General features: G+C 42.2%; 18 protein-coding genes. All 18 read left to right on the top strand.

The features are described 5' to 3' along the window. Positions 1 to 286 precede the first annotated feature (286 nt). The 18 genes from PCY71_RS03970 to PCY71_RS03885 all read left to right on the top strand — a co-directional run bounded on the left by PCY71_RS03970 (position 287) and on the right by PCY71_RS03885 (position 19,810). Positions 287 to 634, top strand: coding sequence for a hypothetical protein (locus tag PCY71_RS03970; RefSeq protein ID WP_125340994.1), 348 nt, complete (start codon positions 287 to 289; stop codon positions 632 to 634). Continuing rightward, positions 635 to 991 (top strand): class Ib ribonucleoside-diphosphate reductase assembly flavoprotein NrdI, encoded by a 357-nt coding sequence (locus PCY71_RS03965; RefSeq protein ID WP_185760195.1) that lies wholly within the window; start codon positions 635 to 637, stop codon positions 989 to 991. 33 nt (positions 992 to 1,024) lie between these two features. Beyond that, complete coding sequence (locus PCY71_RS03960) at positions 1,025 to 1,210, top strand: hypothetical protein (RefSeq protein WP_125340992.1); 186 nt, start codon at positions 1,025 to 1,027, stop codon at positions 1,208 to 1,210. A gap of 297 nt (positions 1,211 to 1,507) precedes the next feature. After that, positions 1,508 to 3,361 (top strand): SpaA isopeptide-forming pilin-related protein, encoded by a 1,854-nt coding sequence (locus PCY71_RS03955; protein WP_185760194.1) that lies wholly within the window; start codon positions 1,508 to 1,510, stop codon positions 3,359 to 3,361. A 186-nt stretch (positions 3,362 to 3,547) separates the two neighbouring features. Further along, entirely contained in the window at positions 3,548 to 4,288 is a 741-nt protein-coding gene (locus tag PCY71_RS03950; protein WP_301412448.1) for a class I SAM-dependent methyltransferase, read from the top strand. Positions 4,289 to 4,615: 327 nt separating this feature from the next. Beyond that, positions 4,616 to 9,811, top strand: coding sequence for a SpaA isopeptide-forming pilin-related protein (locus PCY71_RS03945; protein WP_048774311.1), 5,196 nt, complete (start codon positions 4,616 to 4,618; stop codon positions 9,809 to 9,811). 271 nt (positions 9,812 to 10,082) lie between these two features. Further along, the gene (locus tag PCY71_RS03940; RefSeq protein WP_260425620.1) at positions 10,083 to 10,214 is read left to right on the top strand and encodes a hypothetical protein; all 132 of its coding nucleotides are present in this window, start codon (positions 10,083 to 10,085) and stop codon (positions 10,212 to 10,214) included. A 178-nt stretch (positions 10,215 to 10,392) separates the two neighbouring features. Next, positions 10,393 to 11,154 carry an ABC transporter ATP-binding protein gene (locus tag PCY71_RS03935; RefSeq protein WP_002923715.1) on the top strand — a complete coding sequence of 254 codons (762 nt, stop codon included), beginning with the start codon at positions 10,393 to 10,395 and terminating at the stop codon, positions 11,152 to 11,154. Next, a complete protein-coding gene (locus tag PCY71_RS03930; RefSeq protein WP_002934248.1) occupies positions 11,154 to 13,142 on the top strand; it encodes an ABC transporter permease in 1,989 nt (662 codons plus the stop codon). Before PCY71_RS03935 ends, PCY71_RS03930 begins: the two co-directional genes overlap by 1 nt. A 156-nt stretch (positions 13,143 to 13,298) precedes the next feature. Next, a complete protein-coding gene (locus PCY71_RS03925) occupies positions 13,299 to 14,699 on the top strand; it encodes an amino acid permease (RefSeq protein WP_002923732.1) in 1,401 nt (466 codons plus the stop codon). 67 nt (positions 14,700 to 14,766) lie between these two features. Next, positions 14,767 to 15,273 (top strand): hypothetical protein, encoded by a 507-nt coding sequence (locus tag PCY71_RS03920; RefSeq protein WP_048774307.1) that lies wholly within the window; start codon positions 14,767 to 14,769, stop codon positions 15,271 to 15,273. Between the two features lie 193 nt (positions 15,274 to 15,466). Beyond that, the gene (locus PCY71_RS03915) at positions 15,467 to 15,736 is read left to right on the top strand and encodes a hypothetical protein (RefSeq protein ID WP_002899854.1); all 270 of its coding nucleotides are present in this window, start codon (positions 15,467 to 15,469) and stop codon (positions 15,734 to 15,736) included. 71 nt (positions 15,737 to 15,807) lie between these two features. After that, positions 15,808 to 16,818: a S41 family peptidase gene (locus tag PCY71_RS03910; protein ID WP_002899855.1), complete on the top strand. Its 1,011-nt coding sequence runs from the start codon at positions 15,808 to 15,810 to the stop codon at positions 16,816 to 16,818. A gap of 63 nt (positions 16,819 to 16,881) precedes the next feature. Then, positions 16,882 to 17,307, top strand: a complete 426-nt coding sequence (locus PCY71_RS03905; RefSeq protein WP_002899856.1) for a GNAT family N-acetyltransferase — start codon at positions 16,882 to 16,884, stop codon at positions 17,305 to 17,307. 29 nt (positions 17,308 to 17,336) lie between these two features. After that, positions 17,337 to 18,299 carry a hypothetical protein gene (locus tag PCY71_RS03900; RefSeq protein ID WP_002909223.1) on the top strand — a complete coding sequence of 321 codons (963 nt, stop codon included), beginning with the start codon at positions 17,337 to 17,339 and terminating at the stop codon, positions 18,297 to 18,299. Then, positions 18,289 to 18,753, top strand: a complete 465-nt coding sequence (locus tag PCY71_RS03895; protein ID WP_048774304.1) for a GNAT family N-acetyltransferase — start codon at positions 18,289 to 18,291, stop codon at positions 18,751 to 18,753. The genes PCY71_RS03900 and PCY71_RS03895 overlap by 11 nt, the downstream gene beginning before the upstream one ends. Positions 18,754 to 18,882: 129 nt before the next feature. Further along, positions 18,883 to 19,119 carry a DUF2829 domain-containing protein gene (locus PCY71_RS03890; protein WP_002899859.1) on the top strand — a complete coding sequence of 79 codons (237 nt, stop codon included), beginning with the start codon at positions 18,883 to 18,885 and terminating at the stop codon, positions 19,117 to 19,119. Beyond that, entirely contained in the window at positions 19,112 to 19,810 is a 699-nt protein-coding gene (locus tag PCY71_RS03885) for a 3-oxoacyl-ACP reductase (protein ID WP_002909225.1), read from the top strand. The genes PCY71_RS03890 and PCY71_RS03885 overlap by 8 nt, the downstream gene beginning before the upstream one ends. Positions 19,811 to 19,965 lie beyond the last annotated feature (155 nt).

Here is a 19,965-nt window from a genome sequence, read left to right as displayed (position 1 = left end):
CTTATGTCCTGTGATTCGGAAATGGAAAGGAACGTAATTAGATAAAGTATATTATTTTTTATCATGATATGAATGAATATTTTTGATAATTCATTCAAAAAAACAGAAAGTGAAGAAAAGAATGAATTTACAAAATTATTCATTCACAAACAAAGGAGGTGATGTCTTATGTCCTGTGATTCGGAAATGGAAAGGAACGTAATTAGATAAAGTATATTATTTTTTATCATGATATGAATGAATATTTTTGATAATTCATTCAAAAAAACAGAAAGTGAAGAAAAGAATGAATAAGCAAGGAGGATTTGCCATGAGCGGAATGGCTATTTTAGGTATCTGTCTGGTGCTGATTGGTCTTTTGACCATTGGCTACGGCGGTGCGACAGTTGGTTTTAGTTTAAGTGTGGATTTTCAGTCATTTTTAGTCGGAGGTCTCATTGTTGTCCTAATCGGAGCAGCTTTAATTCCGGGCTTGCCGGCAGTTGCTAAGCTGACGGTACTGGCTTTGACAACTTTATCATTGCTGATGTACATTCACATGATGCCAGATTTAGAGTTCATGCTTATGCTCATCTCAGATGTCGTAGTTTTAGGCTTTGCAGCTTGGGTTGCTATCCTTTTTTTAAGAAAGTAGGTGAAGAAGATGATTGTAGTTTATGATTCAAATACTGGTATTGGAAAACGATTTGCAGAATCACTGGGTTATCCGACCCAGACCATCAAGGAGAAACTGGAAGAGCCTTGTATTCTCATTACTCGAAATGCTGGTGCTGGGAAAATTCCTTGGTCTACCAAACGCTTTATCAAGAAACATCCTGGGCTGATTAAAGGTTTTGTTAACAATGGCGACTCTGTTAAACACGGCCGGACCTTCTGCGGAGCGACTGTTTTGATTATCGAAAAATATGGGCTCCAGCATATCTGTGATATTGACCGAGGCGGTAGTCCAGAAGATGTCAAGACTGTGCAGGCATTTTTGGCGAAGTGCTAGTCTCATCAAGCTTCGCATAAATGGAGGACTCGTATGTCTAGGTTCAAGAACATTGGGAGCTTGTTTCTGTCTCTGATTTCTGTCTTTATCCTAACGGCCTGCGGGCATGTACAGAAAGAGCCTGACACTTCAGATAAGACGGAAAGAAATTCTTCCAAACAAGAAGAAACAAATCAGAATCAGGTAGATGCAACTTCCAGTGCGTCACAGAAAGATTGACTTTTTGTCAAAATAGAAGAGCTGAAGTTGTTCAATGATTTCAGCTTATCTGTTCATTATTTGGCCTGTTTTGCTTACCATAAAGGAGAGAGAAGACTAACATCTTCTTTCTCCTTTTTATGATATAACCCTCTGAGCATTCCTATAGTTTTTTAATAGTCAATATGGTACAATGAATTAGTATTGTCTTTCCAGTGTTTGTCAAAAAGGCAGAAGAACATGAAAAGAGCGTGTTCAACTGGCTTGTCAATACGCTGTACTTTTAAACAAATTTTACTTGTGAGAAAGGAAGATTGCATGAATAAAAAACTGAGAGTATGGTTTCAGCTCATCATTCTCTGTCTAGGCGTGTTCCTGCCTTTCCTAGCCGGAACCCTTAAGGCTCAGGCGGCGGAACTCAATGATGTCATCACTGAGATGCACCTCACCACTAACTCTGGTGAGCAGCTGACCAATGGTGTGGATATCTGGCAGACCTTCCGAGTCTATGCTAAGTTTGCCCTGCCGGACAACCAAGCCCATGCGGGTGATACAACAGTGATTCATTTGCCGAATGAGTTTACCTTTGGGAATTCTTCAGCTATTGAGCTTAAGGATGAAAACGGAGCCCTGGTGGCTAATGGAGTCCTGGATAGCGATGCCAAGACCATCACATTGACATACACAGACTATGTGGAGCAGAAATCTGGTGTCAGAGGCGAGTTTTTCTTCTATTCGCGGATTGACCACGAGGTTGTCACAGAGGAAAGAGATATTCCAGCTACTTTCACTGTAGGCAATAATAGGATTCCTGCCGGCAGCATTCACTATAATGGACCACCGAAAAAGTATGAGTCTCTGTTAGAAAAGAGTGCTTTTCAGTGGGATGCTGATGCTAAGAATGAAATCCGCTACAATGTAGCCATTAACCGTAACATGGGCAACTACAAAAATGTCTCTGTGACGGACAAGCTGGGTGATACAAACGCTAAGATTGTTCAAGACTCTGTACGAGTTTATAAGGTTTCTTGGCGCTGGAATAATGGTGATTGGGCGCGTGATTCGACTGAAGACGTAACAGCTGACTTCCAGTCTAAAATGACCTTCGGCGCTGAAGGTGATAGCTTGACAATCAACTTCGGAGATGTAGAAGGCTTCGGCTACCTAGTTGAGTACAAGACATTAGCCAACTATGATTTGGCTGATGGAGAGGTTGTAGGAAATAAGGCGACTATGAACTACAACAATACCGAGACAGTGTCTGTAACTAATGAATACTCTTATCAAATTGCTGGCGGAAAGTCAGAAGGCTATAACTTCAAGGTGAAGGTTCACAAAACAGATGAGTCTAATGCTTCTCTGAGCGGTGCAGTCTTTGAAGTGGTGCGGAAAGCGACCAATAAGGTGGTTGGCACAATCACGACAGATGCGGATGGGAATGCGGAAGTTGGTAATCTTCTGCGCGACACTTATATCCTACGTGAAACGACTGCTCCAGCTGGTTACGATCGCCTGACAGAGGATATTACCATCAGTCCGACGGATTTTGGTAAGACTTTGAACGTAGGCAATCCGGCATCTGGAGATTCTGGGGACAGCAGATTGGTTGCAGTCAATGTAGTCAATAAGCAAACGCAAACTCCAACAGACAAACAGGTTACTTTCAGCAAGGTCAATCTAGCTGGTGAGGAAATTGCTGGTGCGCAGATTCTGATTTTCAAGGGACAGGAAAGCAAGGGCAGTCCTGTCGCATCTTGGACTTCAGAAGCTGACCAATCCAAGGAAATTAACCTAGAGCCGGGTATTTACACCTTCCATGAAGAAGCGGCTCCGACAGGTTATCTGGCTGTGACAGATATTATCTTCCAAGTTAATGAAGATGGCACTGTAACAGTTCTAGACGCTAATAGCAATGCTGTAGAATATACAGATGGTAAGTTGTTCATTACTGACCAAGCGGCACCTGCTGAACCAAGCACACCGGATAAGTCGGTTCAAGGCGGTATTAAGCCAAATCCATCATCTGATTCTGATAAAGCAGCAGACGGTCAAGGAAAATCTAAAAAAGTTCTTCCTGCGACTGGCTCTGCTGAAAGCCTTGGACTAGTTCTTGCTGGTCTGGTAGTCCTGACTCTTTTAGGACTTTACCGTAAGACTCGACTGAGCAAATAAATAAAGAGAGGATAGAGCAGAATGCTTTATCTTCTTTTGTTTGCACATTTTTGGTCTAGCTTTATTGCAGCTTACTGAGCAATTTCTTCCAGTTACTCATGCAGGGCAGCCACTTACGGAAAAACTCTTGTTTTTAGCTCAGAATCCTCTATAATAAATGGCAAATAGAAAAAGGAGACAGAAGATATGACAGATACAAAAATACAAGAGAAGCTGAAGCCAGGATTGAAGTTAGAGGATCTTCAAAAAGACGGGGACATCTATCTGGCGCTGAATCCGGACTATGTCTCAGGGGACAATGCCAAGTATATGACCATGTACAATCGCTTGGCTCGCTGGTATGATTTTGGTGAGAAATGGATGGGGCCACTTCTCCATGGCAAAGCTATTGACAAGCTGAGAAAGGACCAGATGGCAGAAATAGAATGGCAGGATCATCTATCCGTCCTTTATGTCTCTATCGGGACTGGTCAAGACCTGCGCTACATTCCTGAGAATATTGACCTGAAAAGCCTAGACTTTGTCGGAGCGGATATTTCCATAGGCATGCTGAAAAAATGCCAGAAATCCTGCGCCAAGAAAACAAATCTGCAGCTCTTTCATGCTTGTGCAGAAGACCTGCCCTTTGAGGATAATAGCTTTGACATCGTCTATCATATCGGCGGGATTAATTTCTTTAGCGATAAGGCCAAGGCCATGCAGGAAATGCTGCGGGTAGCTAAGCCAGGGACTAAAATTATGATTTCAGACGAGACGGCAGACTATGTGGACCAGCAATATAAGAAGAATCACTTCAGCAAGAACTATTTTAAGGACGCTACTGTTGATTTAGGAGAAATTGAGGCCGCTATACCGGCAGGGGTTAAGGAGAAGGAGTTGAAACTCCTCTGGGATGGAAAATTTTATGCCCTAACCTTTAGGAAATAAATCAGAAGAACCGGACTTTGTTTTCGGTTTTTCTATGTTATTGAGGACATTGATTGTCAGACGCAATTGACCCTAGCAATAGTGGTCTGATTTGCAAACGAACCATGCAAATCGTCCACCTTTTCTAAATGACAAAAAGGTAAACAAATGTTAAAAAAATCTTCTTTTGTGTATAGCCATTTTTCTTATAGTATGATAAAATGTAGATGTAATGTATCTATAAATGTTCGCTTTCTAGAAAGCGGGCACTGACAAGATGGGGAAGCTCAGTTAGTATACAATTACATTGTACATTTAAAACTGAATATTGTGAGAAAGGAAAATTGCATGAACAAAAGGATTAGAGCATTGCTCCACCTTATTATTCTTTGTTTAGGAGTCATTTTGCCATCAGTAGCTCCTCTTACTCAGGTGCAAGCAGCTGAGTTTGGTGATGTTATCACTGAGATGAGCCTGAAGAATTCTTCAGGTGGTGATTTGACGCAGGGAATTGATATTTGGGAAACTTTTCGAGTTTACGCAAAGTTTGTCTTGCCGGATAACCAAGTACATCAAGGAGATACGACAAAAATTACCTTGCCTTCTGAGTATGCATTTGGGAACTCTTCAGCTATTGAGCTTAAAGACAGCTCGGATAATGTAGTGGCAAATGGATTTTTGGATTCAACCAACAAGACCATTACTTTGACCTATACAAATTATGTTGAGCAAAAGTCTGGTGTCCAAGGAGAATTCTTCTTCTATGCACGAGTTGACCATGATGTTGTGAGACAAGAAGGTGACTTGAATGGTGGATTTACCGTAGGAGGTCGGATGTTGTATCCGGGAATCGTCCATTATAATGGACCACCCAAAAGATATGACTCAAAAATTGAGAAGAGCTCTTATCAGGCAGCAGAAGACGGTAAGAATGAGGTTCATTACAATATTGCGATTAACCGCAATATGGAGCATTATACCGATGTAACGATAACTGACAAAATTACCTCGCCTAATTTTAAAATCATGAGAGACTCAATTCGGGTCTATAAAATTGCTTGGCGCTGGAATAATGGAGATTGGGTGCGGGATTCAACAGAAGACGTGACAGCTAATTTCCAATCAAAAATTACGGAAAATGCCGCTGGTGATGGATTCACGATTGATCTTGGCGACATGGATGGTTTCGGGTATTTGCTGGACTATAAGACAAAAGCAGATTACGATCTTGTTGATGGTGAGCGTGTTTCCAATAGTGCTACCATGACCTATAACGGTGGTCAAACAACGACATCAGCTGAAAATCGCTCTTATCAGATTGCCGGCGGTGTTGGAGAAGGCTATGTTTTCACTATTAAGCTTCATAAGGTTAATGAAAATGGTGAGAACCTGCAAGGTGCAGAATTTGAAGTTGTTCGTGATCGGAGCGGAGCAGTTGTCGGAAAATTAACCACAGATTCTAACGGGAATGCCAACTTGGGTGACTTGTTGCGCGATGATTATACCATCCGTGAAGTGACTCCTCCTACAGGATATGATAAATTAACTGAGGAAATTAAGATTGGTTCCCAGGATTTTGGAACAGACAAATCTGTATCACGCGAGATCGTCAATAAGAAGACGGTAACCGAGCAGGATGTAACTTTCAAAAAAGTAGATCCAAACGGGAAAGAAATTCCTGGTGCGCAACTGAAAATCTATAAAGGTGATCATGTTGACCAGGAAGAAGCTCCTGTTGCAGACTGGACTTCAGAAGAAAATACTTCTAAAGTGATAAAATTGTCTCCAGGAACCTATACACTGACTGAAGCGAATGCTCCTGCTGGTTATCAATATGTAGAAGACATCACATTTACAGTAGGTGCTAATGGCACTGTTGCTCTTGTGAAAAAAGGAGCAGAAGATACTGTTCAAGCAGCAGGCTCAATTCTGACGATTACCGACAAGGAGGACAATAGTCCTAAAGCTATTACCTTCAGTAAGGTTAACCTAGGCGGTACTGAGATTGCTGGTGCTCAAATTAAGATTTTCAAGGGCAACAAAGCGCAGGGTCAAGCTCTTGAAAGCTGGACTTCTGAAGCTAATCAGTCTAAGGACATCAACTTAGCACCCGGTACTTATACCTTCCATGAGGAAGCGGCTCCAACCGGTTACCTCAAAGTGACCGACATCACATTCCAAGTCAAACATGACGGCACAGTAGAAGTGACCAATGTCGGCGAGAAAGACTCCAAAGGAGAAAACAATAAGGTTGTGACTGACGGAGCAATCTTGAAGGTAACAGACAAGGATGACGACTCAGAACGAGATGTGACGATCAAGAAAGTAGATCCAAACGGGAAGGAAATTCCTGGTGCGAAATTGAAACTCTACAAAGGCAGTCAGATTCGTCCTGAAGCTAAGCCTCTTGCAGAGTGGACATCCGAAGCCAACGCATCTAAGGTAGTAAAATTAGCTCCAGGAACTTATTCTCTGAAAGAGAGCCTTGCTCCTGCTGGATTTGTAGCTGTAGAAGATATTAAATTCACAGTTCATTCTGATGGCACCATTACAGTTGATGCTAAAGGAGCAACAGATTCTGTTGAAGCAAATGGCTTGGTTCTTACTGTAACCGATAAAGAGGACAATAGTCTTAAGGCTATTACTTTCAGTAAGGTCAACTTAGGTGGTACTGAGATTGCTGGTGCAGAGATTAAGATCTACAAGGGAGACAAAGCTGAAGGCCAAGCAGTAGAAAGCTGGACATCTGAAGCTAATCAGTCTAAGGACATCAACTTGGCACCAGGTACTTATACCTTCCATGAGGAAGCAGCTCCAACGGGTTACCTTAAAGTTACTGATATCACCTTCCAAGTCAAAACAGATGGCACAGTGGAAGTGACTAATGTTGGCGAGAAAGACGCTAAGGGTGAATCTAACACCGTTGCAACTAATGGTTCAACTGTTACGGTGACTGACAAAGATGATGACCTACCGCGTAAGATTACCTTTAGTAAGGTTAACCTAGGTGGTACTGAAATTGCCGGTGCCGAGATCAAGATCTACAAGGGCGATAAGGCAGAAGGGCAAGCAGTCGAAAGCTGGACTTCTGAAGCTGGTAAGTCTAAAGAATTAAACTTGACTCCAGGTACTTATACTTTCCATGAGGAAGCCGCTCCAACAGGCTACCTCAAAGTGACCGACATCACCTTCCAAGTCAAGCATGATGGTACAGTGGAAGTGACCAATGTTGGCGAGAAAGACTCTAAGGGCGAAACTAACACCGTTGCGACAAATGGTTCGACTGTTACAGTAACCGATAAGGATGATGATCTCCCGCGTAAGGTGACTTTCAGTAAAGTAAACCTAGGCGGTACTGAGATTGCCGGTGCTCAAATCAAGATTTACAAGGGCGAAAAAGCTGAAGGCCAAGCAGTAGAAAGCTGGACATCCGAAGCTGGTAAGTCTAAGGACATCAACTTAGCACCCGGTACTTATACCTTCCATGAGGAAGCCGCTCCAACGGGCTACCTCAAAGTAACGGATATCACCTTCCAAGTCAAACATGACGGCACAGTGGAAGTGACCAATGTTGGTGAGAAGGACGCTAAGGGCCAAGCTAACACCGTAGCGACAAACGGTTCAACTGTTGCAGTGACTGACAAGGACGATGATCTCCCACGTAAGGTGACCTTCAGTAAGGTCAACCTTGGCGGTACTGAAATTGCCGGTGCTGAGATCAAGATTTACAAGGGCGAGAAAGCTGAAGGCGATGCAGTTGAAAGCTGGACATCCGAAGCTGGTAAGTCTAAAGACATCAACTTAGCACCTGGTACTTATACCTTCCATGAGGAAGCCGCTCCAACAGGCTACCTCAAAGTGACCGACATCACTTTCAAAGTGAAAACTGACGGAACAGTAGAAGTGACCAATGTCGGAGAGAAAGACTCTAAGGGTGAAGACAACCGTGTTGTAGCGAATGGTGCAACTCTAACTGTAACCGATAAAGACGATGACAGTCCCAAAGCGATTACTTTCAGTAAAGTAAACCTTGGTGGTACAGAAATCGCAGGAGCTCAAATCAAGATCTACAAGGGCAACAAGGTTAAAGGCACAGCAGTCGAAAGCTGGACTTCTGAAGCTGGTAAGTCTAAGGATATAAATTTAGTACCTGGCACTTACACCTTCCATGAGGAGGCAGCCCCAACCGGTTACCTTAAGGTTACCGACATCACATTCCAAGTCAAGTATGACGGTACAGTGGAAGTGACTAGCGTAGGAGAAAAAGACGCTAAGGGCGAAGCTAACACCGTTGCAACCAATGGTTCAACAGTAACTATTACCGACAAGGACGATGATCTCCCACGTAAGGTGACATTCAGCAAAGTCAACCTCGGTGGTGCTGAAATCGCCGGTGCTGAGATCAAGATTTACAAGGGCGAGAAAGCTGAAGGAAACGCAGTCGAAAGCTGGACATCCGAAGCAGGTAAGTCTAAGGACATCAACTTGGCACCTGGCACTTATACCTTCCATGAGGAAGCGGCTCCAACGGGTTACCTCAAAGTAACGGACATCACATTCCAAGTCAAACATGATGGAACGGTGGAAGTGACCAATGTCGGAGAGAAAGACTCCAAGGGTGAAGAGAACAAGGTCGTAACCAACGGCTCAACTGTTACAGTAACGGATAAAGACGATGATAGTCCCAAAGCGATTACTTTCAGTAAAGTAAACCTTGGTGGTACAGAAATCGCTGGTGCTCAGATCAAAATCTACAAGGGCAACAAAGCCGAAGGCCAAGCAGTCGAAAGCTGGACTTCCGAGTCTAATCAGTCTAAGGACATCAACTTGGCACCTGGCACTTATACCTTCCATGAGGAAGCCTCCCCAACGGGTTACCTTAAAGTGACCGACATCACATTCCAAGTCAAAACAGACGGTACAGTGGAAGTGACAAACGTTGGTGAGAAAGACTTCAAGGGTGAAGAGAACAAGGTCGTAACAAACGGCTCAACTGTTACAGTAACGGATAAAGACGATGATCTTCCACGTAAGGTGACCTTCAGTAAGGTCAACCTTGGCGGTACAGAAATCGCTGGTGCAGAGATTCAAATTTTCCAAGGCAAAGAGGCAACTGGCAATCCTGTAGCAAAATGGACTTCAGAAGCAAATACATCGCACGAGCTTGAATTAGCTCCTGGAGTATATACCTTCCATGAAGCTGCAGCCCCAACCGGTTATCTAGCTGTTACCGACATTGTGTTCCAAGTGAATCTCGATGGCACAGTAACAGTTGTAAATGCCGATGGAAATACAGTAGAATACAAGGATGGGACGTTAGTCGTAACTGACCAAACGAAACCGACTGGCCCAGAAAAGGATCCGTCTAAAAAAACAGATGAACCAGATCCGAAAAAATCAAATCAAGATAAACCTGGAGATAAGGGGAAGACGAAGAAAATTCTGCCTTTCACAGGTACAGAAATCAGCTTTACGCTACTTGCTTTCGGTTTGATTCTGATAGTTGGTTGTGGGGTTTATTTCGGGATCCGTTTCAAAAAATAAAACAGAAAACAAGTGTCAATGAACATTGACGCTTGTTTTTTTATGTGCTTGATGAAAGAAGCCGATAGGTATCGGTGAATTTAGGCCTATTGACGCAGTTTAAGGGAAATCGAAAACTATTTTTCTAAGTGACAAAAATGTAAGTTTAAAGGCTAAAATGAAAGGTTATCTTATGGCAGCTAGTCTGGGAATTCGGTATCCTATAAGTGTAAAGAAAAAGAAGATAAACGTCTTCCAAACTAATAATCAGATTTCAAGAAGGAGGCTCGCTATGAAAATCAATCTTTTTAACCATCGCCAAAGTAAACCCAAAGCTCAAAAGATTTCCAAGCAAGAAATCGAGAAGACTCGCCTAGGCTGTGCTTCCAGTCAATATTATTTCTGGCTGCAGTACAGTCACTGAGAGATTCTAGTATTCAAGGATAAGAGAAAGGTCAGTTGACTTTTCTCTTTATCCGACTTGGAGCACAAGATGACAAAAATGTAAGATTGGCAGGCAAAATGAAAGATTAGGTTATGGAAACTTGTCTGTCTTTCCGGTATGATAGTAGTATCAAGTTAAATAAAGAAGAGGTTTGAGTATGACATTATTAGACGTACAGCACGTGAAAAAGATTTATAAAACCCGCTTTCAGGGCAGCCAAGTGGAGGCACTGAAGGACATTCACTTTACGGTAGAAAACGGCGAATATGTCGCCATCATGGGGGAGTCAGGCTCTGGGAAATCCACCCTGCTCAACATCCTAGCCATGCTGGACAAGCCAACAGAGGGCCGCGTCTTTCTCAACGGAACTGACACGGCAACCATCAAAAACAGCCAGGCTTCCAGCTTCCGTCGGGAGAAATTAGGCTTTGTCTTTCAGGACTTCAATCTGTTGGATACCCTGTCGGTCAAGGATAATATTCTCCTGCCTCTGGTCCTCTCTCGTCGCCCCATTACCGAGATGATGCAAAAGCTGGTTACTACCTGCAACGAGCTGGGGATTAACAAGCTGCAAGAGAAGTTTCCTTATGAGATTTCTGGAGGCCAGAAGCAGCGGGTCGCAGTGGCTCGGGCCATCATCACAGACCCTGAGATTCTGCTGGCGGATGAGCCGACAGGAGCCTTGGATTCCAAGTCTTCAGCGGCGTTGCTGGATGTCTTTGACGACATCAATGCACGAGGCCAAACTATTCTCATGGTGACCCACTCAACTGCAGCGGCTAGCCGCGCCAAGCGGGTGCTCTTTATCAAGGATGGGATTCTCTACAATCAAATCTTCCGAGGCGACAAGACCGAGCGGCAGATGTTCCAAGAGATTTCTGATACTCTGACAGTTATGGCAAGTGAGGTGAAAGACTAGTGTTTCGATTAGCAGCAAAATTGGCGGTATCCAATCTGATTAAGAACCGCCGTCTCTATTATCCTTTTGCACTGGCTACCTGTGTGGCTGTAGCCATTTCTTATATTTTCAACTCCTTGGCTTTTAATCCCAATCTATCCAAAATGACAGGTGCCAGCTCTGTTATCCTCGTTTTGGTCCTAGGGGTTGTTATTGTAAACATCACAGCTGGAATTATTGTCTTTTATGCCAATCAATTTGTTATGAAGAATCGCTCCAAGGAGCTAGGGCTTTATGGTATGCTAGGTCTTAATAAGAGTCATCTCTTTGTTATGACCTTTATTGAGCTACTAATCTTCGGGCTAGTGGCTGTAAGCTTGGGGCTGACTATAGGTCTTCTCTTTGACCAGTTGATTTATGCCTTTTTGCTCAAGCTCATGGGTACCAAGGTGGTTCTAGTTTCGACATTTCAACCTTTTGTATTGGTATTGATTATCATTTTCTATGCTTTTGTATTTTTCTGTTTGCTAATTAAAAACGGCTTTTACTTAAGAAAGTTTGATGCTCTGCAATTAGTCAAAGAAAAAAATAGCGGGGAGAAAAAGAGTCGCTTTTTACTCTTGCAAACTATTATTGGTATGTCTTCTCTCGCTTTTGGCTATTATCTTGCTTTAGGTGTATCTAATCCGATGGCAGCCATTATCATTTTCTTCGTAGCTGTACTTTTTGTTATTCTAGGGACTTATCTACTTTTCAATGCAGGAACAACTGTTTTCTTGCAATTTTTGAAAAAGAAGAAGACGTTTTATTATCAGCCTGATAACATGATTTCAGTATCTAATCTAATTTTTCGAATGAAGAAAAATGCAATCGGTTTAGCGACGATTTCTATTTTGTCGACAATGGTTCTGGTTACTTTATCTGGTGGAGCCAACATTTATGCTGGTGGTGATTATATGCAGAATGCCATGTTCCCGCATGATTTCAGTATTCAAGGAAAAGAAATAACAGGTGAGGTGCTGGACCAAGCTTTGACAGAGTTTGTTCAAGAGCAGCAGCTACAGATTAGTAAAAAAGTTATTTACCAGTATTATACGATAGGGGTTAGCAGCCGAGCTGGTAATCAGCTAGATATTTATTCTAAGGGACAGAAATCATTCACTCCAAATCTTTATATTTTGGCCATTTCTGAGAGTGATTATCAAGGAATGACGGGTCAAAGTCTTCAGCTTAAAGATGATGAAATAGCCATATTTGAGCAAGGACTGGAACTAGACAGCAAAAAAGATTTACAGCTAGCTGATAAAAATTTAAAAATCAAGAAAAAATTAAAAGAAGATTTCGTTTTCGGTAATCTACCCGATCCGATGAATATGATAGTGCCTGAAAAAATCTATATGGTAGCTAAAAATCCGAGTCAAATCTTTTCTTCATTGATGAACGATTACGCTGTCAATGTTAACTATTATGGAGGATTAAATCTCAAGCTTCCAAAAGAAGAACAGAGAAAACTCAAAGAAGCATACCAAGAAAAGCTAAGCAGTTTTAATACCACCTTACCTGAAAATCAAGGTATTTATGGTTCGGTGACAGCCTTCGATAAGCAAGAAATAAAAGGAATGCTAGGTGGTATGTTCTTTATTGGAATTTTCTTATCAATCGTTTTTATGCTTGGAACTGTTCTTATCATCTACTACAAGCAGATTTCTGAAGGCTATGAAGATCGAGAAGGCTTTGTTATTTTACAAAAGGTTGGATTGGACGAAAAACAAATTAAGAAAACGATTCGTAGGCAAATTCTGATAGTCTTTTTCCTACCACTAATCTTTGCTTTTCTTCATTTGGCATTTGCCTATCACATGTTGAGCTTGATTTTATCTGCTTTAGGGGTGCTGAATGCCACACTCATGTTAGTGATGACTCTGGGTGTTTGTGCTTTGTTTATTGCAGTATATGTTGGTGTTTTTCTCATTACATCTCGCAGCTATCGTAAAATTGTGGCCATGTGATAGCAGAGACAGGCATCATATACCTTTCATCTATTTTAAAGACTTAGGCTGAGATTTCTCTCAGCCTTTCTTTTCGGTAAATTTCTGAGAAGGATTCCTAAAAGGGAGGAAATATGATAAAATAGGGCGTTAATGCAATTAGGAGAGTAAAAATAGATGAATATTTTTAGAAAAAAAGATGCCAGCAAGGATAGAACGGGCATGCGCCGTCATTTGAAAATTCCTGATCTGATTTTGCTTGGTATTGGTGCCATGGTAGGAACTGGGATTTTTACCATCACAGGGACTGGAGCGGCCAAATATGCTGGGCCTGCTCTGACAGTTTCGATTGTCATTTCAGCTCTTTGTGTGAGTATTTCAGCTCTTTTTTACGCTGAGTTTGCTTCACGGATCCCGGCCAATGGCGGAGCCTATAGTTATATTTATGCGGTTCTGGGAGAATTTCCTGCTTGGCTGGCTGGCTGGCTGACCATCATGGAGTTCATGACCGCTATTTCAGGTGTTGCCTCTGGCTGGGGTTCTTATCTGAAGGGCTTGCTGAGCGGCTTTGGCATCCAACTGCCGGCAGCTCTGAATGGCACCTTCAATCCCAAAGCAGGTACTTATGTGGACTTGCTGCCCATTCTGGTCTTGGCCTTTGTTACGGGAGTTGTCCTTCTGAACTCCAAGGCAGCCCTGCGCTTCAACTCAGCTTTGGTGGTCTTGAAATTCTCAGCCTTGGCACTTTTTATCATTGCAGGATTTTTCTTCATCAAACCAGAAAATTGGTCTAACTTTGCACCTTTTGGCTTTGGAGAAATTTATGGCGGCAAGATCGGCATCATGGCTGGGGCTTCACTCATGTTCTTTGCTTTTCTGGGCTTTGAGTCCATTTCCATGGCGGTCGATGAAATCAAAGAGCCTCAAAAGAATGTTCCGCGTGGGATTGTCTTATCCTTGAGCATCGTGACCATTCTCTATATTTTGGTGACCTTGGTCTTGACTGGGGTTGTCCACTATAGCAAGCTGGATGTCTCAGATGCGGTGGCCTTTGCCCTGCGCAGCATCGGACTTGGCTGGGCAGCCAACTATATCTCTGTCGTCGCTATTTTGACTCTGATTACGGTCTGTATCTCCATGACCTATGCTCTGTCGCGGATGATTTACAGTATTGCGCGTGATGGTCTCTTGCCCCGCTCTTTCAAGAAATTGACAGAGAACAGTCGGGTGCCAAAGAATGCCACGATTTTAGTAGGGATTGCCTCAGCTGTTTGTGCAGGTATTTTCCCCTTGGCTAGCATCGCCTCTTTCCTCAATATCTGTACCTTGGCCTATCTGATTTTATTGGCACTTGCTGTCTTGAAATTGCGGAAAGATCAGGGAATGCCAAAAGCTGGAGAATTCAAAACGCCTCTGGTACCTCTGACACCGATTTTGTCCATTATCATCTGCCTGTCCTTCATGACCCAGTATACCAAGGAAACCTGGCAAGCCTTTGGAATTGCCCTAGCGCTGGGAAGTCTCATCTATGCCTTCTATGGCTATAGAAACTCAGAAATCGCTGTAAAAGAGAAGTAGCGAAGAGATTAGTTGAGAAGATGTAATGTAGAAACTTGGTAACTATAAACAAAGCAGAAAGAGTTTTATGAAGAAAAATTGTATAAAAGGACGATGCTATAATATCTCTTTGAATGGTAAGAAAGCTTTTCTCGGATGGTTCTTAATAATTTCTGATAATGGACAAGAATATCTCGTGGAGAGAAATGGAACAATGTCCTGTGGCTGTTTTAGAAAGGTTTATCAAACAGACTATTCTTTCATACCGCATACTGAATTTTTAAACAAATCAAATAATCTACCTGCTATTGCAGGAACTTCCATAGGTCTTATCTTGGCTAGAATGCTGAGAAAAATAATTCCGCTAAATTTTTTCTTTGGGCCAATAAATCGACCAATGAATATCGGAACTGGTCTTGTAAATATTGGTGTGGCAATAGGATCGATGGTTCTTGCTATGTTTCTTGTAAAATATTATAGAAAGAAACGACTTGAATCTTTTCTAAATAAAAAAGGTTGCAAACTTAGCTTGATTGGAAAAGTAAGAACAAAAGAGCCTATTAAAAAATTGGCCAATGGAATAGAGGTGTGGTAAATGAAACGGTTTAGCATTCGCCAATTATTGGTAATAGGCATTTTGTCAAGTGTAGTATTATTTGTTATGTTTTTTACTCAGCCCAGATTCTTTCTCTTAATACCTATTTTTATTGGAATAGTCTTGTTTTTCAGAGGTATAGAAGTTAGTGGAGACAAAGAGATAGAATTTGAACTAATAGAAGGAGAAAAGAATGAAAAAACTTAACCTAAGCCAAAAGAAGAAAATCTGGCTCTTTGTCCTTGCTTTTATCGCCCTGATCTTACTGGCGATTGTGATCAATATCCAACTGAACCAGCCTGAAGATATGCATGCTGATTATGTTCGGCTTTGGAAGACAACTTGGCATGAGGAAAATAAAGACTGGCTCTATCCACTGAAAAATATCTGTCTTGTTATTCTAGCAGTTCTAGCTGGGTCTGGTTTAATGATTGCATTCTCTAAGAGTGAGAGATGGAAATAAACAACTGTAGATTTAAATGAAATCATCTTACAAAAATGTAAGATTAGCTATGATAAATGTAAGGTAGAGACATGGAAAACGTGTCTCTATTTTGCTATAATCAGCTCAGAAATCCTAACAAGAAAGGTTGTGCAATTATGAAAAAAGTCCTTTTAGGTTGCTTGGGAACAGTACTGGTTTTGCTTGCTCTTTTAATAGGTTTTCTGGCCTACTTTGGTCCAGACTATGGAATTTTTCTTTTTCCACCTAGTCCGCAGGACTACGCCCGCTCGGTTGTGAAAAAGCTTGATTTCGGTCTTTATACGGGCAAAGACTGGGAAAATGAGAAGAAGAAAGCCTTAGAGAAGCTTGAATCTGCCAAGACTTATCAAGATACCTATCCTGTCTTGGAAAAATTAACCAAAGAGGCTGGCGGGAAACATTCTTATTTTTTAAGTCCACAGGATAATCCCGAAAATAGTCCGGAAAGCAAAAATCAGCCTGAAGTGCAGAATCGGGAGGGGATTCTCTATTTAAAAGTTCCTGCTTTCACTGGTGACGCACAGGCAGCGAAGGCTTATGCCAACAAGCTATCAGCAGCTCTTAAAAAGGGTGACTATCAGGCGGTTGTAGTGGATTTGATAGATAATACCGGCGGGAATATGTATCCGATGATTGCGGGCCTGTCCTCTCTTTTGCCTGATGAAGATCTCTTCCAATTCGTTGAAAAAAATGGAAGCAAGAGCGCGGTTTCTCGATCAGATATTCTGAAGCAGTTTGGTCTGGAGCAGACTGATGAGAAAGCAAAGAAAGTGCCAATAGCCGTCCTTACCAATGAACGTACAGGAAGCTCAGGAGAAATGACTGTTTTAGCTTTTAAGGGACTGGAAAACGTTAAAATATTTGGTCAGCCAACGGCAAGCTATACTACGGGAAATAATTATTATCAACTGTATGATGGAGCGGTTTTGCTCTTGACTACCTCGAGTATCCTAGATCGCACGGGCAAGCTTTATGAGAATGAGGCAATTCAGCCCGATGTCCTAACAGACCAGCCTTTAGAAGAGGCGGAGTCTTGGTTGAAGGGACAGATAGGAGAATAGTTCATTGAAAGCAGTCAAAGAGACTGCTTTTCTGCTATAATAAAGAGAAGAACGAGGTGACAAATGATTCGTAAAGTAAAACTAAGTGACGCCGCAGCCATTCAGCGGCTCAATGCTGAGTGTCTGGGCTATGACTTCGATAGGGAAGCGACGGAGGCTCAACTGAAGAGGCTGCTAGAGAATGACCAGCATTTGATTTTGGTAGTTGAAGAAGACGGTCAGGTCATAGGCTACGCTCATGCTGCTAGCTACGACTGTCTCTATTTTCCGTCCTTGCTCAATCTCTTGGCTTTGGCCGTCGCTCAGGATTTTCAAGGGCAGGGACATGGCAGAGCGCTGATGCAAGCTTTGCGTGAAGAGGGAAAAGCAGCAGGCTACACAGGAATTCGGATTAATTCAGGCATTTCCCGCTCATCAGCCCATGAATTTTACCACAGCCTTGGTTGCAGTGAAAAAGCAGACCAGAAACGATTTTATTGGGAATTTTAGAGAATTTAAGGAGAAAAAAATAGACGGTCATGAGAAAAAAGAAGATAGTGTATGTTTTATTGAGTATTCTTTTGTTGGGAGCTTTAGGTCTGCTCACCTTATGGGTTATTAGAATAAATACTAAAGTTTATGTCAATAGACAAGAAACAAAATTCAAAAGCATTCAGCTTTTCGATAATAATAAGTTTGTATTGGTTGCTGTAGGGGAGAAAGATAATTATGGTCATATTTACTATGGACAAAATTATGTTTCAACCATAGCTGTCCATTCACTTGATGTAAAATCAGGTCAAGAATCTCCGCCAATTGAAAAAGATGAATTTTATAAAATCATTAGCTATGATTTAAACAGTACTGAGCTAGATAAAAAGGAAATAGATTTATATTCTTTTATTAATCCCTCTGAGGGATATCGTAATGACGAAGTGCTGACTGACTACTATGGGAACGGGAAAGATTATTTTTCTAGAGAATTAAGGAGTTATCAAAATCATAGTTATAGTGAGAAAGAATTTTGGTTTGATGTAGAGAAAGAAAAACTAAGTACGGAAGATATAGAGGCGAAAATAATTTCTACGATAAAAGATGATCCATATAGAAATGAAGTGAGTTTTCTTCCAGGTGGTCTTTCTGATAGTCTGGAAAATCAGCTAGCTAAGCACCATCTTTGGGAAAGTGATGGAGCTATTATGCCAGATGATTATCATTATCGAAATAAAATTGATATTTCTGATACCAATTTTGCTCAGCTATATCCAGAAGTAGCTAAGAATATGAAGGATATGACTCAACTTTATTTCCGGCCTGAGCAGTATAATCAGAAAGAATGGTTTGACAACCTTTTGCATTGGTTTGCACCTAAGGGACAGGATGTTATGGAGGTGTATGCGACAGATTCTGCAACAGGTGAGAAAACACAAATTAAATCATTTGATGATTATTTGGCATGGCGAGAAGCCCACCCTGAGGAGGTGAAAAAATATGAGCAATAAAATTGAACCACTAACCCAGCAGCATGCTTTAGAAATTGCCAATGATTGGCACTATGAGGCGCCTTATGATTTTTATGATATGAAAAATGACCTGGAGGATTATGAAGAAATGGTTTCTCCTGAAGCGCGTGGGGACCGTTATTATCAAGTTATGCGCGATGGGGAACTCTATGGATTTTTCTGCTTGGAGCAGAAAGGAGAGCGCACTTTGGAGCTTGGTTTGGGGATGAAGCCGGTGCACTGTGGAAAAGGTCAGGGCGCTGCATTTCTGCAGGGAATTCTGGACTTTATCATGGAAAAATTTGCGCCCCGAGTCATAATTCTATCCGTGGCTGACTTCAATCACCGAGCCCAGCAGCTTTATATCAACATGGGCTTTGAAGTGGTGAGGCGCATCCCGCAGGAAAGCAATGGTGATATTCATCTCTTTGTGGAGATGGAGAAAAACACCTAATTTTAGACTTTGTTGCAAAGCAACAGAAAAACTTGTTGACAGTCAAGAAAAAGTCGTCCAATATACTTATGACTGCTGGTGGCTAGCAGGGAATTTGTCAAAGATTACCAATAAACAAAGGAGAAAACCATGACATTTGAAGAAATTTTACCGGGCCTTAAGGCCAAGAAAAAATATGTGCGTACAGGCTGGGGTGGGGCAGAGAACTACGTCCAGCTCTTTGACACGATTGAGCAGAATGGAGTGGCTCTTGAAGTGACACCTTATTTCCTTATCAATGTTTCTGGTGAGGGGGAGGGCTTCTCCATGTGGAGTCCGACTCCTTGTGATGTCCTCGCGACAGATTGGGTGGAAGTAGATGACTAAGACGGTGCTGGTGACGGGAGCTAGCTCTGGCATCGGCCGAGCTCAGGCTCTGACCTTTTTGGAAAATGGCTATCGGGTTTACGGGGTGGACAAGGATGAAAACCCTGGCTTTCTCAATGAGCTTCGTTTTGTCAAGATGGATTTGACAGGTGATTTGACACCACTCTTCACTAGCTTTCCTGAGGTGGACATTCTCTGTAATACAGCAGGTATCTTGGACGATTATCGTCCCCTGCACGAGACCAGCGATGAGGACTGGGAACAGATTTTTGCCCTTAATCTGACCGCGACTATGAAAATCACTCGCTTTTACTTGCAGAAAATGCTAGAGAAAAAGTCTGGTATCATCATTAATATGTGCTCGATTGCTAGTTTTCTGGCTGGCGGTGGTGGTTCTGCCTATACAGCCTCTAAGCATGCTCTGGCTGGCCTGACCAAGCAGATAGCCTTGGACTATGCGGATAAAAATATCCAAGTCTTTGGCTTGGCGCCAGGCGCTGTCAAGACAAACATGACTGCCGCAGATTTTGAGCCAGGCGGACTGGCAGACTGGGTTGCTGAGGAAACGCCTATCAAGCGCTGGCTGGATCCTCAGGAAGTAGCTGATGTTAGTCTCTTTCTAGCCAGTGGTAAGGCAGCTGCTATGCAGGGCGAGATTATCAAAATAGACGGTGGCTGGAGTTTGAAGTAAGGAAATAAAATGTTTAAATGGTAAAAACGCAAGAAGATTTATCTGTTTTGTCTAGCCCTGCTATTTCTTATCTGGTTAAACAATACAAGCCTCTTTTCTAATAAAGATGGGAAAGAATATAAAATCCTAGCCCATCGAGGACTCGCACAGACCTT

The sequence above is a fragment of the Streptococcus sp. SN3 genome, from assembly GCF_030439905.1.
Note: the sequence above shows the minus strand (reverse complement) of the source record. Positions and strands in the feature narration are given on the sequence as shown.

Coding starts and splice junctions, on each gene's coding strand:
- PCY71_RS03950 (WP_301412448.1), top strand. CDS start 3,548: ATGACAGATACAAAAATACAAGAGAAGCTGAAGCCAGGATTGAAGTTA.
- PCY71_RS03935 (WP_002923715.1), top strand. CDS start 10,393: ATGACATTATTAGACGTACAGCACGTGAAAAAGATTTATAAAACCCGC.
- PCY71_RS03955 (WP_185760194.1), top strand. CDS start 1,508: ATGAATAAAAAACTGAGAGTATGGTTTCAGCTCATCATTCTCTGTCTA.
- PCY71_RS03970 (WP_125340994.1), top strand. CDS start 287: ATGAATAAGCAAGGAGGATTTGCCATGAGCGGAATGGCTATTTTAGGT.
- PCY71_RS03925 (WP_002923732.1), top strand. CDS start 13,299: ATGAATATTTTTAGAAAAAAAGATGCCAGCAAGGATAGAACGGGCATG.
- PCY71_RS03920 (WP_048774307.1), top strand. CDS start 14,767: ATGAAGAAAAATTGTATAAAAGGACGATGCTATAATATCTCTTTGAAT.
- PCY71_RS03960 (WP_125340992.1), top strand. CDS start 1,025: ATGTCTAGGTTCAAGAACATTGGGAGCTTGTTTCTGTCTCTGATTTCT.
- PCY71_RS03910 (WP_002899855.1), top strand. CDS start 15,808: ATGGAAAACGTGTCTCTATTTTGCTATAATCAGCTCAGAAATCCTAAC.
- PCY71_RS03905 (WP_002899856.1), top strand. CDS start 16,882: ATGATTCGTAAAGTAAAACTAAGTGACGCCGCAGCCATTCAGCGGCTC.
- PCY71_RS03940 (WP_260425620.1), top strand. CDS start 10,083: ATGAAAATCAATCTTTTTAACCATCGCCAAAGTAAACCCAAAGCTCAA.
- PCY71_RS03885 (WP_002909225.1), top strand. CDS start 19,112: ATGACTAAGACGGTGCTGGTGACGGGAGCTAGCTCTGGCATCGGCCGA.
- PCY71_RS03890 (WP_002899859.1), top strand. CDS start 18,883: ATGACATTTGAAGAAATTTTACCGGGCCTTAAGGCCAAGAAAAAATAT.
- PCY71_RS03900 (WP_002909223.1), top strand. CDS start 17,337: ATGAGAAAAAAGAAGATAGTGTATGTTTTATTGAGTATTCTTTTGTTG.
- PCY71_RS03945 (WP_048774311.1), top strand. CDS start 4,616: ATGAACAAAAGGATTAGAGCATTGCTCCACCTTATTATTCTTTGTTTA.
- PCY71_RS03915 (WP_002899854.1), top strand. CDS start 15,467: ATGAAAAAACTTAACCTAAGCCAAAAGAAGAAAATCTGGCTCTTTGTC.
- PCY71_RS03895 (WP_048774304.1), top strand. CDS start 18,289: ATGAGCAATAAAATTGAACCACTAACCCAGCAGCATGCTTTAGAAATT.